Source organism: uncultured Enterococcus sp. (assembly GCF_913775425.1).
Lineage (GTDB): Bacteria > Bacillota > Bacilli > Lactobacillales > Enterococcaceae > Enterococcus_G.
Genome location: NZ_CAJYIS010000020.1, coordinates 14,009 through 28,887, shown reverse-complemented (window position 1 = coordinate 28,887; position 14,879 = coordinate 14,009). Strand labels below are relative to the sequence as shown.

The window sequence follows — 14,879 nt, the reverse complement described above, 5'->3', positions numbered from 1 at the left end:
TGATTCTCTACTATTGTTTAACGTTTTATCACAAAAAATACCGAGCAACACTGTTGTAAAAAACAGTGTTGCTCGGTAAATAGGAATTTTCCTATTTTAATCGGTTTCGATTAATCCATATTTTCCATCTTTACGACGGTAGACGATGCTCGTTCCGTTGGTTTCAGCATCTTCAAAAATAAAGAAATTGTGTCCAAGCATGTTCATTTGTAAAACAGCTTCTTCACTATCCATAGGTTTTAATGAAAGACGTTTTGTGCGAACGATGTCTAACTCAGCAATTTCATCATCTAGATCTTTAGTTGCTAAAAAGATGTCTTCTGGAGAGACTTTTTCGCGTGATTTACGGTTAATTTTTGTTTTGAATTTACGAATTTGACGTTCTAGTTTATCCACAACTAGATCGACACTTGCATATAAATCAGGTGATGTTTCTTCTGCACGCAATACTAGATAAGGTAGAGGAATTGTCACCTCAACTTTTGCGGTTTTGTCAGAATATACTTTTAAATTTACATGGGCTGTTGCTTCTGGTGAATCGCTGAAATAACGTTCTAATTTACCAACTTTTTTTTCAACGTATTCTCGAATTGCTTCAGTAACCTCAATATTTTCTCCACGAACATTAAACTTAAACATACAAAGGACCCCTTTCATCTACCGATTAAAAAGAAATATAGGACCACTCTTATTTCTTTTTACAAGTATATTATAACTAAGATTGAGCTAAAAGTAAAAAGAAATCGTTTCCTTCATTTTACTTATCGTGCAAATGAGAAAGTGTGCACTTCCTTAATCGGCATTGTACGCAAACACATTGCTGCATGAAAAAGCGTCCTTCCAGTCGTATAGACATCATCTACAAGTAAAATCGAACGACCTTTCAGTTCATCTGCTGCTATTGGACAACGAAACGGTTGAGGAATCTCAAGTCGTTCATGACGCGTCTGTTTGCTTTGAGGCAATAAATGCAGTTCTTTTTTTAATAACGGATAATGTTTGATGTGGCATTGATCTAGGACAAAACTGACTTGATTGAATCCTCTTTCGCTCAGTCGTTCTGTTGAGATTGGAATCGCACAGATCAACCAATTTTTAAATGGGCGTAATGCGTGGACTAATTCTAAAGAAAACGTAGTTGCTAGTAACGTTTCTCGATTAAATTTGTAGCGTTGTAGCCATTCTTTCATCCCATCTTCATAGCAATAAAGCGCATGATGCTGAAAATCGTAGTCTGGGTAAAGTTGGTGCCACTTTTGACAATCGAAACAAGTACTTGAAATAAGAGGTTTACGACAAGTCGGACAACTAGATGTGGGAATGGGTCGAAACCGTGATCGACAAGAAGCACACAATTCAACGGGTCTATACTGCATTGTCAATATTTCAGTAAACGTAAGATTGCGAATGATCTCTCGTTGACAATAGCTACACTTCATCGTCTTTTGCCAATTGGTTCATTCGTTTAATTTCCGTACATGCCTTTTTGATTGCTGCTGTTTTACGACGATGCAAAAACCATACTTCTCCACACGCAATATTACCTTTGCGATCAACTCTACCAGCAATTTGAACGAGAGCTGATTTTGAGTAAACGCTATGATCTGCTGCCAACACGACAACAGATACTGCATCAAACGTGACACCTCGTTCTAAAATAGTCGTGGTCACTAAAATATGATATGCTTTTTGTCGTGCTTTTGTGACGATTTCTTGACGTAACGATTCATTAGCATGTACCCGTTCAATCTGAAAATTTGGGAGTGCTTGATGCAACACTTGAAAGACTTGCTCTACCAATGCAATACTCGGACAAAATACTAATGTAAATTGTTTTTTGGCTAAATGATCAAGTAATCGGATTAGTTTACGACGTGTCATTCCCTTTATTTGTTGCCAATCACGATCAAAGTACAATCGTGGTACTGGAAGTTTTCTTCCATGGAAACGTCTAGGTAACGTAAGGATCTGTGTTGTTTTAGAAAGTTCACTTAACAATAGTTTGGACGGAGTTGCGCTTAAAAAAATACGAACACCTCCTGGTTTTATCGCTTGCTGTTGTGCAAAAAGTAGCAGTGGATCCCCTTCATATGGAAACGCATCGGCTTCATCTAAAATCAATAAATCAAAGGCATGATAAAAATGGATCAATTGATGGGTCGTACAGATTGTTAAATTCGTATACCGGTATTTTTCTGTCGCTTTTCCATAAAGCAATAAACTATCGGCTTGCGGAAAAGCCGTTGATAGCCGTGGGAATAACTCTAAACAGACATCGATACGAGGCGAAGCGATCACGACTCGCCCTCCTTGGTTTAAACTATACTCAATAATCGGAAACATCATTTCCGTTTTGCCTGCCCCTGTCACTGCCCAAACCAACTGATCTTGCTTTTGCTTTACTCCGATCAAAAGTGCGTCGGCTACTTGCTCTTGAGCCTTTGTCAACGTTCCTTCCCATTGACAAGTTAATGATTGGAATGACTGATCGGATGGTGTAACCATTAATCCATCTTGTATCGTGACTTTGCCATAGCGCGCGCAGTTCGGACAATAAATCATAGGATGGTCTTTGGGAAATTTAAATAGAAAATTGCATCGTTGACAATGAAAGTTCCCTTGAATCTCTTGTAATGCTCGGCGCATTTCACATGCTTTATCAAATGGTACAACGTGTACTTTCCCTTCTTGCATAAGCTTCACCTCAACTAAAGATACGCAAAAAAAAGCAGCTGAATCGCTCAGCTACTTTTTTCTTCAAGAAGTTTACAAGCAGAATCTAAAATCCGTACTTCATCCATCATGCCATATGCGGCCATATTGATAACTTCATATGGAATTTGTTTTGGATTGATTAAACGTTCCACAATTGGTCGCAAATATCGGACTTGCGGACTCAGTAAGATTGCATCAGCAGGATGATGGGTAAATTCTGCCTCCAGTTGCGATGCAGGAACGGCAATCAGCTCCAAAGGTAAGTCTTTTGCAAAAATCAGTTTTTGCATTTTGGCTACTAAAATATTGGTCGTAAGTCCTGTCGTACAAATCAGCAAAATCGTTTTTTTCATGGGTATTGTTCCTCACTTTAATCAGTTATGTAATCTTTAAAATTGAAAAATTGCACAGCAAACACTTTTTTTATATACTTTCATGGGAGGGATAGTTATGTTAGATCGTTACATTACCATCACCAAGGATGATCAAGCCGAATTGGAGATCAAAAAATCACGTTTTATTTGTGCATTGCATCGTATCGATACGGAAGAAGAAGCTAAAGCGCTTATTCAAGCGTATAAAAAAAAACATCCAAAAGCCAATCACCATTGTTCGGCATTTATTTTAGGTAAAAAGGCCGAAATTAAGCGTTCTAGCGATGATGGCGAACCGAGCGGTACTGCTGGAGCCCCTATTTTAGACGTATTGGTTCAAAATCAGGTAGTCAATGTATTGGCAGTGGTGATCCGCTATTTTGGAGGAACAAAACTAGGTGCAGGTGGATTGATCCGTGCTTATTCTAGTGCTACCTCACATGCGTTACAACAAATCGGTCGCGTCGAAGTGAGACAAGAACGACAACTCGTACTCACGATCGACTATCATCAAGTCGACAAATTGACGCACTACCTCGAAACGATCGATCAACCGATCGTAGCGACTGAGTATGCTGATACAGTAAAAATCACTTTATGTACTTCCAAACAAGAAAGTTTGATTGCAGCAATCACTGATTTTTTAAATGGGCAGTTACACATTGAGATCAAAGATATCGTCGAAGCTTCGTATCCACTTCAAGACAATAGCTAGGTTAAAAAAGTAGACACTAGGTGTCTACTTTTTTATTTTTCCAAATAAAATTCAAAACGCGATGCCACATATTGCGTACGCACATATTCAAATGGTCGACCTGTATCTAAAAACGATACTTGTCGTAAACGTAAAATCGCATCCCCTTTTTTTACATCTAAAAAATCTGCTACGTGTTCTGTAGCCACGGTAGCTGAAATCGTTTGATTGGCACGACTAATCGTTTTGCCTTCACTAGATAAAGCAGCATATAATGAACGCGTAATTTCTTCTTTAGATAAATGTTGAAACATATCTAGTGGAATCGTCGCTACTTCAAAACAAATGGGTACTTGATCTGCATAACGAATCCGTTCCATGCGAATGACTTGATCATGCTCTTCTAACTGCAATTGTTCCCGCTCACTAGAAGTCGGATTTGTTGTAAAATAAGCTGTTACTTTACTTGAAGGCACACGACCTTGCGCTTCCATAATTTGGGTAAAACTAGTCGTACCGGTCATTTTTTCTTGAACTTTTTGATTGGCTACATAGGTTCCAGAACCAATTTTACGTTCCAAGATCCCTTCATCTGACAATAACTGGATAGCTTGTCGTAACGTCATCCGGCTTACGTCAAAATATTGGGCTAACTCTCGTTCAGACGGTAAACGATCCCCGATCTGCCATTCATTGCGCTCGATTTTTGCTTTTAAAGCATCATGAATTTTGATATAGATAGGTATCTCTGCCATCTAATTCCTCCTTACATCACCAGTGATCAGTGATTTTTCGCTTTCCATTTGATACGATTTTGTGTTAAACGTTTTCCTTTAGGAGCTTCGCGTTTGACCTCTTCATGCTGTTGCTGTGCTTTCGTCAGATCATATACTTCTAATGCTTTTTCTTCGATTGTTTCTTTTAATTTTTTTGTCCATTTCATGTTCAAATTCCTCCTTTTGATTACAATAAAAAAAGAGTATCGAATGCAATATTCGATACTCTTTGCTAAAAGACTGGGGTAGCTGGATTCGAACCAACGCATGAGGGAGTCAAAGTCCCTTGCCTTACCGCTTGGCTATACCCCAATTAAAATGGAGGAGAGTGGATTCGAACCACTGAACCAAAAGGAACGGATTTACAGTCCGCCGCGTTTAGCCACTTCGCTACTCCTCCAAAAGTTGTCTAGAACAACTCGACCTATTTATAATACACTAGTCTTTTCTTTTATGCAAGTAAGTTATCGAATTTTTTTATTCTTGTAAATTCCATTGACGAATAAATAATTCTACAGCATCGTCCATTGTTTTGGCACTGCCGATATGTTCTTCACGTACAAACACTTGAAATTCTTTTGGTGCATATACTAAAATCTCACCAATTGTTTTTTTTCCTAGCATTAGTGTTGCCACTTCATAAGTGTTTCCTTGAATGACTTTTGTTGATTCTTCCATACGAATTTCAGTTTCTTTATTTTTTTTCATTTCGTCACCTCTATTAGAGTTTAGCATAAAAGTATAAAAAAATATAGAATCTTTAAAGCAAGAAACTGTGGCAAAAGTCTATCGTTCCTTCTTAACTTTCAAGAGACCGATATCCTAGGAATAGTTCTCTTGAAAATAAACCGAACCCTTGCTGAAATAGGTGCACCTATTATCGGCAACGATTCGGTTTATTCCGTTTACTGCTCACTTCTCGCGCAGCCCGTTTGACTATGGTTGCACTAGCACTGCATGTGCCTCATATCCTGCATTAGTCAATAATGTTTCGACTGCTTGTGTGTCTGTCGTATCGACTTGTACTTCAATAATCGTTTTTGTCGTTTGGTGATCGACGACGACGGTCACGATACTTAACTGATGATCCGCTAATAATTGTGCAACTTTCGCGATTATTCCTAATTGATCGTCGACGATGGTGATCGCAACTCTCGTCCCACCTTGAGTATAGCCTGTGATTTTTAAAAAAGCATCGAAAATATCATTATTGGTGATGATCCCTACCAAGGTCGTTTCATCCAAAACTGGTAATACAGCAATATTTTTTTGTCGCATTTTTGCAATTGCTTGTTCTAACAATGCATCAGGTGCAATCGTTTCAACTTGTTTTAACATCACATCCCCTACTTTGGTTTTTGTGATTAAATAATTCAATTCATAAACACTTAATGAGGTTGCCTTTGAAGGTAGCGACTCGTGAATGATTCCTTCTGTAATTAATCCAACCAGTTTTTGTTCTTGCATGACAGGTAAGCGATGGATCTCATGTTGCTTCATTAAATCAATTGCATCAAATACAGGTGTATCCGGTGTTACCGTTACAACTGTTTTCGTCATAAAATCTTGAACACTCATCTCTTATCCTCCTAGATACGCTTTTTTGACTTCTTCACTGCTTAATAATTCCTGACCCGTCCCTTCTAATACGATCTTTCCGGTTTCAAGTACATATCCACGATCGGCAATCGATAAGGCCATATTTGCGTTTTGCTCGATCAACAAGACAGTAGTTCCTTGTGCTTTGATTTCCTCGATGATTGAAAAGATTTCGCGAATAAAAATCGGCGCGAGTCCCATCGAAGGTTCATCTAGTAATAGTAATTTGGGTTTAGACATCAAGGCTCGTCCCATCGCCAGCATTTGTTGTTCCCCACCTGATAAGGTCGCTGCATCTTGGTGCTTTCGTTCTTCTAATACTGGAAATTTGCTAAAGACCTGAGCATAGTCTTCTTTGACTTGTTTGTCCTTACGCAAAAATGCGCCCATCTCTAAATTTTCTTGAACCGTTAACCCTGCAAAAACGTGACGCCCTTCTGGGACTTGTGATAGTCCTGAAGAAACGATTTTTTGTGGAGCCATTTTTTGAATCGACTGGTCCTTAAATGTAATCGATCCATTAGAAGGACGGATCAATCCAGAAATCGTTCTTAAAATGGTTGTCTTCCCAGCTCCATTAGCGCCAATTAAAGAGACGATTTCTCCTTCGTTTACACGAAAAGAGACATCATGAACAGCTTGGATCATTCCATAATGGACCGATAAATTTTCTACGGTTAACATCACAACTCTCCTCCCAAATACGCTTGGATCACACGTGGATTATTTTTGATCTCGACTGGTGTTCCATGCGCGATCACTTGGCCGTACTCCAATACATAGATTCGTTCGCACACGTCCATTACAAGATTCATATCGTGTTCGATCAACACGATCGTTAACCCAAACTCGCGTTGGATCTTACGGATCAATTTTGTTAATTCTGCAGTTTCTTGTGGATTCATGCCCGCTGCTGGCTCATCTAAAAAGAGTACTTTTGGCTTTGTCGCCAAGGCACGTACGATTTCTAATCGACGTTGCTCACCATAAGGCAAGTTTTTTGCTAGCGTATCGATTTTTGATGCCATATCAAAAATATTTAATAATGATAGCACTTCTTCACGCATTCGTGCTTCAGTTTGATAAAATTTAGGCAAGCGAAAGACGCTCGTTAAAAAGCCTTCTTTATTCTTAGCGTTCATGGCGATCAATACATTATCCATTACGGTCAACTCTTTAAATAAGCGAATGTTTTGAAATGTGCGGGACAAACCTAGATCGGCTACTTTGTATGGCTTCATGCCATTTAATCGCTGGTCTTTACCATCAGTATGCAATAACACATCGCCTTCACTTGGCTCATACACACCCGTTAATAAATTGAATAATGTCGTTTTTCCAGCTCCATTTGGTCCGATCAGACCAATCAACTCATTTTCATTTGCTTCAAGGTTGACACGAGAGACCGCCGTCAATCCACCAAAATGTTTGGTTAAATTATTTACCGTTAATAGGGGCATTCGTGTCCTCTCCTTTCTTCGTAAACCGATCAAATATCCGTTTTACTGAAAATTCCCAAGTACCCAAAAGTCCACTTGGTTTAAAGATCATAATAATAATTAAAGCCAATGCATAGATGATCATCCGTAAACTTCCGAAATCTTGTAAGTACATATTGATAATCCCTAAAACCACAGCTGCAACAATGGCACCCGTTGTGCTGCCCAAACCACCGAAGACAACGATGATCAAGATATCAATTGATTTGTTAAAGGTGTAGTCGCTTGGGAATACGGATTGTTGGTAACTTGCATAAAGTGATCCGGCAAGACTTGCAATCATCGCGCCAAAGACAAATGCGATTACTTTAAATTTAGTAGTGTTTACTCCCATCGATTCTGCTGCAATTTCATCTTCACGAACAGCTAAAGTTGCACGACCAGAACCACTATTGATAAAGTTTGACACAAATAAGATACTAATAAATGCAAAGATGAATACAATCTGCCAATTACTAAATTCTGGAATACCAAAGATCCCAGAAGGCCCATTGGTTAACCATCCCATATTAACGATCAAGATACGGATAATTTCAGAGATCCCTAGAGTCGCAATCGCTAAATAGTCTCCTTTTAGTCGTAGCGTAGGAATACCAACTACTAATGCTACAACTCCCGTTACGATCATCCCTACGATCAAGGCAAGTACAAATCCACCAGCTGTAGGCATTTGACTTGTAATGATCGCACTCGCATATGCACCGATCGCCATAAATCCAGCATGTCCTAATGAAAATTGACCAGAAAATCCAATGATCAAATTCAAACTGACAGCTAACATGATATTGATCCCGATATTGACAATGATAGCATCGGTAAAGATATTGATTGCACCACCGTTATACAAGCCGAATAATGCAAAATAGAACACCAAGGCAATCAGCAGCCAAACGAGATTGTATTTTAAATTTTTTTTCATTTAAGCTACCTACACTTTCTCTTTAATATTTTTACCTAAGATACCTGCTGGACGAATCAATAAGATTAAAATCAAGATCGCATATACTAATGCATCTTTATAAGCAGACAATCCTAATGCCGTTGAGATCGTTTCAACTAGCCCAATCACAAATCCACCCACTGCAGCTCCTGGAATCACACCGATTCCACCTAAAACAGCCGCTACGAATGATTTCAATCCAGGCACAACACCCATCATTGGATCGATCGAATTATAATACAATCCAATCAGCATTCCACCAGCCGCAGCAAGTGCTGAACCTAGTGCAAACGTAAATGAGATCGTCCGATTAACATTGATTCCCATCAACTGGGCAGCATCAGGATCGACACTCACTGCACGCATCGCTTTTCCCATGCGTGTTTTTTTGATGATCAATTGAAGCAAGATCATCAAGATCAAGGAAACACCTAAAATCAATAATTGGATATTGCTTACCGATAAAAAGCCGAGATTGTACGTTTGACGTTCAATTGCTTGTGGGAACGAACGTTTATCTGGAGTAAAAAAGTAGATCATCACATTTTGCAATAAATAAGATACTCCAATTGCCGTAATCAAGGCTGAGATACGTGTCGATTTACGTAGCGGACGGTATGCCAAAATTTCAATCATCACACCTAACGCCGCACAGCCGATCATCGATAAAATCATCGCTGGGAAAAAGCCTAACCCTAATTGTTTGATTAAAAAATACCCAATAAAACTTCCGATCATATAGACTTCACCGTGTGCGAAGTTGATCAATTTTATAATTCCATATACCATTGTGTATCCTAGTGCCATTAAGGCATAAATACTTCCTAAAAATAGTCCGTTGACTAATTGTTGGATAAGCATTTCCATATTATCTATCCTTTCTTAAAAAGAAACTGGAACAAAACCATCTGACGATTTTGCTCCAGTCTACCTTTTTATTTATGGTTCAACTGTTACGGCAGAACTTTCTTTACCGTCTTTGTATTCGATCACGACTACTGATTTTTCAGGATTATGATCTTTGTCTACTGTAATATTTCCTGTTACTCCAACAAAATCTTTCAAGTTTGCTAATCCTTTTGTAATAGCTTCAGAATCCGCAGACTTTTCATCTTCGATTGCTTTTTTCACCATGTTCATCGCATCATAGGCTAAAGCATTAAATGTTGAAGGTTCTTTACCATATTTTTCTTTAAAAGCATCGATAAATGGTTGGACTGTATCATTTGCAGGAGCTAACGTAGAAAAGTGGCCGGTATAATACACATTCGTTACGTTTTTTGCTCCAGCTAATTCAATCATTTTCTCATCACCAAAACCATCCGCCCCTAAAATCGGTTGTTCGATCCCCAATTCGCGCGCTTGTTTGATGATCAAACCAGCCTCTTCATAGTAACCTGGGATATATAAAACATCAAAATCCGTATTTTTTAGTTTCGTTAAGACTGCTTGGAAATCTTTATCTCCTTTAGTAAAGTTTTCTTCTAAGACGACATCACCTTTATAAGTTTCTTTAAAGGCTTTTGTTAACCCAATAGCGTAATCACTTGAGTTATCGCCTAAAATCGCAACTTTTTTAGCATCTAGATTTTTTTGTGCAAATTCCGCTAACACTTTCCCTTGGAAACTATCTTGGAAACTAGAACGAAATACGTAAGGTTGTACTTTACCATTAGTCATCGTTACCGAATCATCTGTTCCTGAAGGTGTGATCATTGGTACTTTAGCTTTTGTGATATTTGGTGTGGCTGCTTTGGTTGCTCCAGAAGTTGCTGGCCCAATGATTGCTACCACTTTATCATTCGTTGCTAGGTTTGCCGCAACAGTAGCTGCTTCATTATTATCTGATTTATTGTCTTTGACGATCAATTCGACTTTTTTACCTAAAATTCCACCATCTTTATTGATTTGATCAACGGCTAATTCAATTCCTTCTTTTTCTTGCGTACCGTATCCAGCAACGTCACCAGATAACTCTAAATTAGCCCCGATTTTAATCGTATCACCAGATGGTTTATTGCCACCATCGCTACTATCTTTTCCAGTAGGACCCGCACTACATGCGCTTAACAAAACAAGACCCGCAAACAAAAACGCAAATTTTTTCTTCATTTAGATGTTCCTCCCTTATTTTCCGTTTGAATATGATTCATAATATACCGAAAATTAAAACGAAAGTCAACGAATTTTCAGAATATTTTCTTTATTCTGTCACTATTTGGCAAAGATAATAAAATAACAAAAAAGAAGGAAACGATATTACTCGTTTCCTTCTTTATTTTCGTATTTTGGTTCCACTTTATCTACTCTATTGCGTCCTAGCGAAAACTGTTCTGGCACATAATCTAGTCCACCTTGGACAAATGGATGGCAACGCGCAATTCGAGCGCTTCCCATCGCAACACCTTTGATTGCTCCGTGGACTTCAATTGCTTTGATCATGTAGCTAGAACACGTAGGATAATAACGACAACTCGGTGGAAATAAAGGAGAAATCCCTTTTTGATACCCTCTTACAAGCGTAATCAATGCTTTTTTCATGTATTTACCTTCTTTGTTAAATAAAAAACGTAAAAATATGTTGCCATAACTTATCGCTAAACACACCAAATGGCGACCCGTCACCAAACACACCATAGCCGATCATCAGCCCGATGAAAAAAAGTAAAAAGGCGATGATCATCACGATCAACACTTTGAATAAAGCCAATAAAACTGGTTGTGTCGTTCTCAATGGATTCACACTCCTAAGCGTTTACTGTAGCGTTTACTGCGTTAGTATCTGAAACTCGTTCAACGTCTGCACCTAATCCTTGTAGCTTTTTATGGAACTCATAATAGCCACGATCTAGATATTTCAAATTACGCACACGAGTGATTCCATTGGCACGTAAACCTACTAAGATCAAAGCAGCAGCGGCACGCAAATCTGTTGCGTTTACGATTGCCCCTTGCAAGTCTGCAGTACCTTCGATCAAGGCAACATTACCGTCGATTTTCACATCTAAATTCATACGGCGCATTTCTTCTAAATGTTGGAAACGATTTTCAAATACTGTCTCCGTCACTACACTACGACCGTTTGCTACTGCTTGGATAGCAGTCATTTGTGCTTGCATGTCTGTAGGGAAACCTGGATGTGGCATCGTTTTAACTGTCGTAGCGTTTAATGTTTTAGGTCCAACGATACGGATTCCTTCTTCAGTCTCGATTACTTTTGCACCCATTTCACTCAATTTTGATAGTAATGGACGGTTATGTTCAGCGATCGCATCTTCGATCAATACATCTCCTTGTGTCATCGCAGCGGCTACCATAAAGGTTCCAGCCTCGATACGATCTTGAACGATTGCATGTTTGACTGCGTGTAATGCTGTTACACCTTCGATTCGCATTGTTTCTGTTCCAACACCATAGATTTTTGCGCCCATTTTATTTAAAATATTCGCTAGATCCACAATCTCAGGTTCGCGCGCGACATTGCTGATGATAGTAGTTCCTTTTGCTTTGACAGCAGCCATCATAATGTTTTGTGTTGCCCCAACACTTGGAAAATCTAAGTAGATCTCTGCTCCAGTCAATTCATCTGCAATCGCTTCGATATACCCATCTTTTTGGATGATTTTTGCTCCTAGTGCTTGGAATCCTTTTAAATGTAAATCGATAGGGCGTTTTCCAATCGCACACCCCCCTGGCATCGCCACTTTTGCATGACCGTTACGCGCTAAAAGAGGACCCATCACAACAATTGATGCGCGCATTTGGCTCACATATTCATATGGAGCTTCGATATGTAATTCTTTTGTTGCATCGATGATCACTTCATTTTGCTCTTGATTGAACGTTACACTAGTATTTAACTGGCGAATCACTTCATTCATTGTAAATACATCGGATAAAATCGGTACATTATGTAAAGTTGTAATCCCTTCTTCTGCTAATAACGTTGCTGCTAAAATGGGTAAAACGGCATTTTTTGCACCTTCAATTTTTACCGTTCCCTTTAATTGTTGACCACCTTTAACGATGATTTCTTCCATAGTTGTTCCCTCCAAAGGAATCAAAAACATAGCTTTGATTCTTTTTCCTATTTTTTAAAAACCGACTGTGACTAAATTTTTACTTAAGATGATTATTTCTAAAAAGAATTGGCTTGCTAAATACCCTAAGCCGATTGCCATAAGTAATAGCAAAATTTTAAGTTGAGTGGTTTTTTGTTTTTGAAATAATGTCTCAAAACGTAAGGCTTGCAAACTCCAAAAGGCAAGATAAATAAACGTCAAATGACTACAAAAACGAATGATAATATCGACTCCATAAACTTGCATCTTTCATTGCTCCTTTAACAAAAAACTCATGAGTCCATAATATCACAAAACGAAGGGTAAAAAAATAAATTATGCTTGAAAAAAGAAAGAGCCTCCATTTTGGAGACTCTTACTGGTGTTTAGATACATTGATTCGATTGACGGCACGATGAAGCGCGACCGTTGCGCGTCTTACTTCATCGATATCTTCACGCTGCTTTGCTTCTTCGATCAAACGTTCTGCACGCATTTTCGCACGTTCAGCACGTGAAACATCGATATCGCGTTCACGCTCGGCGCTATCCGCTACGATCGATACTAGATTATCACGCATTTCTAAAATCCCACCGTTGACCGCGATCCAATCCACATGCGTATCCGAGTCCACACGTCTTACTTTCACTTCATCGATCATTAAAGGAGCAATAATCGGTGCATGGCGTGGTAGGATCCCTAGTTCACCGCTGATCGTTTTCGCGACGACCATTGTAGCATGGTGATCATAGACAATCCCATTTGGTGTAACGACATTGACCGTTAATTGTTGTTCCATGAGACACCTCTCCTTTAATAGCCTAGCGTTTTCGCTTTTTCTACAACTTCTTCGATCCGTCCAACACTACGGAAAGCTTCTTCAGGAAGATCATCGTACTTCCCGTCAAGGATTCCTTTAAAGCCATTGATCGTTTCTTGAACCGGAACATAAGACCCTGGTTGGCCCGTAAATTGTTCCGCTACGTGGAAGTTTTGCGATAAGAAGAATTGGATTCTACGTGCACGCGCAACCAAGACTTTTTCATCTTCAGATAGCTCATCCATCCCTAAAATAGCAATGATATCTTGCAATTCCCGGTAACGTTGCAAGGTGTGTTGCACTTCAGTTGCAATATGATAATGCTCTTCACCAACGATTTCCGGTGCTAATGCACTAGAAGAAGACGCTAATGGATCAACTGCGGGATAAATCCCTTGTTCTGTCAACTTACGTTCTAAGTTCGTTGTCGCATCTAAATGGGCGAAAGCTGTTGCAGGAGCCGGGTCAGTATAGTCATCGGCAGGTACATAGATTGCTTGGATCGATGTGATCGATCCTTTTTTCGTCGATGTGATCCGTTCTTGCAATTGACCCATTTCTGTAGCCAATGTTGGCTGATACCCTACTGCTGAAGGCATACGACCTAATAACGCTGATACTTCAGAACCTGCTTGAGTAAAGCGGAAAATATTGTCGATAAACAACAACACATCTTGTCCTTCAACATCGCGGAAATACTCGGCAATCGTTAATCCTGTTAAGGCAACACGCATCCGTGCACCAGGCGGTTCATTCATTTGACCAAATACCATGGCTGTTTTTTCGATAACACCTGAGTCTTTCATTTCATAATATAAGTCATTTCCTTCACGTGTTCGTTCGCCTACCCCTGTGAAGACGGAAATCCCACCATGCTCTTGTGCGATATTGTGGATCAACTCTTGAATCAAGACCGTTTTTCCTACACCGGCTCCACCGAATAATCCAACTTTCCCACCTTTAAGATAAGGCGCTAGTAAATCGATTACCTTGATCCCAGTTTCTAAGATCTCAGTACTTGTACTCAATTCATCAAAATTAGGCGCTTTTTTGTGGATTCCACTACGCGGTGCATCTTTAGGAAAAGGAGTTTCTAAATCGATTGTATCTCCCAACACGTTGAATACACGACCTAGCGTTTCCGTTCCTACAGGTACAGAAATCGATTCGCCCATATCGACAACTTCCATCCCACGTTGCAATCCATCTGTTGATTCCATTGCAATTGCACGAATAATTCCATCGCCTAATTCTAATGCTGCTTCTAAAACGACTTTTGTTTTATTCGCATCATTTTTATAAACAACCAATGCATTGTTGATATCTGGTAGTGAGTGATCTAATGAAAACTCTACGTCAACAACTGGTCCGATAACTTGAACAATTTTGCCTGAACTCATT

At 39.2% G+C, this 14,879-nt stretch carries 20 protein-coding genes and 2 tRNA genes; 1 reads left to right on the top strand and 21 read right to left on the bottom strand.

Annotated elements, in window-relative coordinates:
• Nucleotides 1–96: 96 nt before the first annotated feature.
• From raiA to QZ413_RS02265, 4 genes are all read right to left on the bottom strand, one after another.
• Complete coding sequence (gene raiA / locus QZ413_RS02280) at nucleotides 97–639, bottom strand: ribosome hibernation-promoting factor, HPF/YfiA family (protein ID WP_297075863.1); 543 nt, start codon at nucleotides 637–639, stop codon at nucleotides 97–99.
• Between the two features lie 122 nt (nucleotides 640–761).
• A complete protein-coding gene (locus QZ413_RS02275; protein ID WP_297075861.1) occupies nucleotides 762–1,190 on the bottom strand; it encodes a ComF family protein in 429 nt (142 codons plus the stop codon).
• Nucleotides 1,191–1,428: 238 nt separating this feature from the next.
• On the bottom strand, nucleotides 1,429–2,694 hold the full coding sequence (locus QZ413_RS02270) for a DEAD/DEAH box helicase (protein WP_297075859.1): 1,266 nt from the start codon (nucleotides 2,692–2,694) through the stop codon (nucleotides 1,429–1,431).
• Nucleotides 2,695–2,741: 47 nt separating this feature from the next.
• The gene (locus QZ413_RS02265) at nucleotides 2,742–3,068 is read right to left on the bottom strand and encodes a PTS sugar transporter subunit IIB (protein ID WP_297075857.1); all 327 of its coding nucleotides are present in this window, start codon (nucleotides 3,066–3,068) and stop codon (nucleotides 2,742–2,744) included.
• A gap of 97 nt (nucleotides 3,069–3,165) precedes the next feature.
• On the opposite strand from QZ413_RS02265, the gene QZ413_RS02260 reads away from it, so the two are divergent.
• The gene (locus tag QZ413_RS02260) at nucleotides 3,166–3,804 is read left to right on the top strand and encodes a YigZ family protein (RefSeq protein ID WP_297075854.1); all 639 of its coding nucleotides are present in this window, start codon (nucleotides 3,166–3,168) and stop codon (nucleotides 3,802–3,804) included.
• Between the two features lie 32 nt (nucleotides 3,805–3,836).
• On the opposite strand, the gene QZ413_RS02255 is transcribed toward QZ413_RS02260, so the two are convergent.
• The 17 genes from QZ413_RS02255 to atpD form a co-directional block, all read right to left on the bottom strand.
• Nucleotides 3,837–4,538, bottom strand: a complete 702-nt coding sequence (locus tag QZ413_RS02255; protein ID WP_297075851.1) for a GntR family transcriptional regulator — start codon at nucleotides 4,536–4,538, stop codon at nucleotides 3,837–3,839.
• A gap of 26 nt (nucleotides 4,539–4,564) precedes the next feature.
• Nucleotides 4,565–4,726, bottom strand: coding sequence for a hypothetical protein (locus QZ413_RS02250; RefSeq protein WP_297075848.1), 162 nt, complete (start codon nucleotides 4,724–4,726; stop codon nucleotides 4,565–4,567).
• 73 nt (nucleotides 4,727–4,799) lie between these two features.
• Nucleotides 4,800–4,871: transfer RNA gene (locus QZ413_RS02245), tRNA-Gln, on the bottom strand.
• Nucleotides 4,872–4,878: 7 nt separating this feature from the next.
• Nucleotides 4,879–4,959, bottom strand: a tRNA-Tyr gene (locus QZ413_RS02240).
• A gap of 77 nt (nucleotides 4,960–5,036) precedes the next feature.
• Nucleotides 5,037–5,267 (bottom strand): DUF2969 family protein, encoded by a 231-nt coding sequence (locus QZ413_RS02235; RefSeq protein WP_297075845.1) that lies wholly within the window; start codon nucleotides 5,265–5,267, stop codon nucleotides 5,037–5,039.
• A 228-nt stretch (nucleotides 5,268–5,495) separates the two neighbouring features.
• The gene (locus QZ413_RS02230) at nucleotides 5,496–6,137 is read right to left on the bottom strand and encodes a CBS and ACT domain-containing protein (protein ID WP_297075842.1); all 642 of its coding nucleotides are present in this window, start codon (nucleotides 6,135–6,137) and stop codon (nucleotides 5,496–5,498) included.
• 3 nt (nucleotides 6,138–6,140) lie between these two features.
• Entirely contained in the window at nucleotides 6,141–6,842 is a 702-nt protein-coding gene (locus QZ413_RS02225; protein WP_297075839.1) for an ABC transporter ATP-binding protein, read from the bottom strand.
• Nucleotides 6,842–7,618 carry an ABC transporter ATP-binding protein gene (locus QZ413_RS02220; RefSeq protein WP_297075837.1) on the bottom strand — a complete coding sequence of 259 codons (777 nt, stop codon included), beginning with the start codon at nucleotides 7,616–7,618 and terminating at the stop codon, nucleotides 6,842–6,844. Before QZ413_RS02220 ends, QZ413_RS02225 begins: the two co-directional genes overlap by 1 nt.
• On the bottom strand, nucleotides 7,596–8,576 hold the full coding sequence (locus tag QZ413_RS02215; RefSeq protein WP_297075835.1) for a branched-chain amino acid ABC transporter permease: 981 nt from the start codon (nucleotides 8,574–8,576) through the stop codon (nucleotides 7,596–7,598). Before QZ413_RS02215 ends, QZ413_RS02220 begins: the two co-directional genes overlap by 23 nt.
• Before the next feature lie 9 nt (nucleotides 8,577–8,585).
• Nucleotides 8,586–9,464 (bottom strand): branched-chain amino acid ABC transporter permease, encoded by an 879-nt coding sequence (locus QZ413_RS02210; RefSeq protein WP_297075833.1) that lies wholly within the window; start codon nucleotides 9,462–9,464, stop codon nucleotides 8,586–8,588.
• A 72-nt stretch (nucleotides 9,465–9,536) separates the two neighbouring features.
• Nucleotides 9,537–10,709: an ABC transporter substrate-binding protein gene (locus tag QZ413_RS02205; protein WP_297075830.1), complete on the bottom strand. Its 1,173-nt coding sequence runs from the start codon at nucleotides 10,707–10,709 to the stop codon at nucleotides 9,537–9,539.
• A gap of 147 nt (nucleotides 10,710–10,856) precedes the next feature.
• Nucleotides 10,857–11,138, bottom strand: a complete 282-nt coding sequence (yidD, locus tag QZ413_RS02200) for a membrane protein insertion efficiency factor YidD (RefSeq protein ID WP_297075828.1) — start codon at nucleotides 11,136–11,138, stop codon at nucleotides 10,857–10,859.
• Between the two features lie 16 nt (nucleotides 11,139–11,154).
• Nucleotides 11,155–11,331: a DNA-directed RNA polymerase subunit beta gene (locus tag QZ413_RS02195; RefSeq protein ID WP_297075826.1), complete on the bottom strand. Its 177-nt coding sequence runs from the start codon at nucleotides 11,329–11,331 to the stop codon at nucleotides 11,155–11,157.
• A gap of 13 nt (nucleotides 11,332–11,344) precedes the next feature.
• Nucleotides 11,345–12,637, bottom strand: a complete 1,293-nt coding sequence (murA, locus tag QZ413_RS02190; protein ID WP_297075824.1) for a UDP-N-acetylglucosamine 1-carboxyvinyltransferase — start codon at nucleotides 12,635–12,637, stop codon at nucleotides 11,345–11,347.
• A 54-nt stretch (nucleotides 12,638–12,691) separates the two neighbouring features.
• Nucleotides 12,692–12,925 (bottom strand): DUF1146 family protein, encoded by a 234-nt coding sequence (locus QZ413_RS02185; RefSeq protein WP_297075821.1) that lies wholly within the window; start codon nucleotides 12,923–12,925, stop codon nucleotides 12,692–12,694.
• Nucleotides 12,926–13,034: 109 nt separating this feature from the next.
• Nucleotides 13,035–13,457, bottom strand: a complete 423-nt coding sequence (locus QZ413_RS02180; protein ID WP_297075819.1) for a F0F1 ATP synthase subunit epsilon — start codon at nucleotides 13,455–13,457, stop codon at nucleotides 13,035–13,037.
• A gap of 14 nt (nucleotides 13,458–13,471) precedes the next feature.
• On the bottom strand, nucleotides 13,472–14,878 hold the full coding sequence (gene atpD / locus QZ413_RS02175; RefSeq protein ID WP_297075817.1) for a F0F1 ATP synthase subunit beta: 1,407 nt from the start codon (nucleotides 14,876–14,878) through the stop codon (nucleotides 13,472–13,474).
• Nucleotide 14,879 lies beyond the last annotated feature (1 nt).

Excerpts from the sequence above, each read along its gene's own strand:
- raiA (WP_297075863.1), bottom strand. The coding sequence starts at position 639 with ATGTTTAAGTTTAATGTTCGTGGAGAAAATATTGAGGTTACTGAAGCA.
- QZ413_RS02275 (WP_297075861.1), bottom strand. The coding sequence starts at position 1,190 with ATGAAAGAATGGCTACAACGCTACAAATTTAATCGAGAAACGTTACTA.
- QZ413_RS02270 (WP_297075859.1), bottom strand. The coding sequence starts at position 2,694 with ATGCAAGAAGGGAAAGTACACGTTGTACCATTTGATAAAGCATGTGAA.
- QZ413_RS02265 (WP_297075857.1), bottom strand. The coding sequence starts at position 3,068 with ATGAAAAAAACGATTTTGCTGATTTGTACGACAGGACTTACGACCAAT.
- QZ413_RS02260 (WP_297075854.1), top strand. The coding sequence starts at position 3,166 with ATGTTAGATCGTTACATTACCATCACCAAGGATGATCAAGCCGAATTG.
- QZ413_RS02255 (WP_297075851.1), bottom strand. The coding sequence starts at position 4,538 with ATGGCAGAGATACCTATCTATATCAAAATTCATGATGCTTTAAAAGCA.
- QZ413_RS02250 (WP_297075848.1), bottom strand. The coding sequence starts at position 4,726 with ATGAAATGGACAAAAAAATTAAAAGAAACAATCGAAGAAAAAGCATTA.
- QZ413_RS02235 (WP_297075845.1), bottom strand. The coding sequence starts at position 5,267 with ATGAAAAAAAATAAAGAAACTGAAATTCGTATGGAAGAATCAACAAAA.
- QZ413_RS02230 (WP_297075842.1), bottom strand. The coding sequence starts at position 6,137 with ATGAGTGTTCAAGATTTTATGACGAAAACAGTTGTAACGGTAACACCG.
- QZ413_RS02225 (WP_297075839.1), bottom strand. The coding sequence starts at position 6,842 with ATGTTAACCGTAGAAAATTTATCGGTCCATTATGGAATGATCCAAGCT.
- QZ413_RS02220 (WP_297075837.1), bottom strand. The coding sequence starts at position 7,618 with ATGCCCCTATTAACGGTAAATAATTTAACCAAACATTTTGGTGGATTG.
- QZ413_RS02215 (WP_297075835.1), bottom strand. The coding sequence starts at position 8,576 with ATGAAAAAAAATTTAAAATACAATCTCGTTTGGCTGCTGATTGCCTTG.
- QZ413_RS02210 (WP_297075833.1), bottom strand. The coding sequence starts at position 9,464 with ATGGAAATGCTTATCCAACAATTAGTCAACGGACTATTTTTAGGAAGT.
- QZ413_RS02205 (WP_297075830.1), bottom strand. The coding sequence starts at position 10,709 with ATGAAGAAAAAATTTGCGTTTTTGTTTGCGGGTCTTGTTTTGTTAAGC.
- yidD (WP_297075828.1), bottom strand. The coding sequence starts at position 11,138 with ATGAAAAAAGCATTGATTACGCTTGTAAGAGGGTATCAAAAAGGGATT.
- murA (WP_297075824.1), bottom strand. The coding sequence starts at position 12,637 with ATGGAAGAAATCATCGTTAAAGGTGGTCAACAATTAAAGGGAACGGTA.
- QZ413_RS02185 (WP_297075821.1), bottom strand. The coding sequence starts at position 12,925 with ATGCAAGTTTATGGAGTCGATATTATCATTCGTTTTTGTAGTCATTTG.
- QZ413_RS02180 (WP_297075819.1), bottom strand. The coding sequence starts at position 13,457 with ATGGAACAACAATTAACGGTCAATGTCGTTACACCAAATGGGATTGTC.
- atpD (WP_297075817.1), bottom strand. The coding sequence starts at position 14,878 with ATGAGTTCAGGCAAAATTGTTCAAGTTATCGGACCAGTTGTTGACGTA.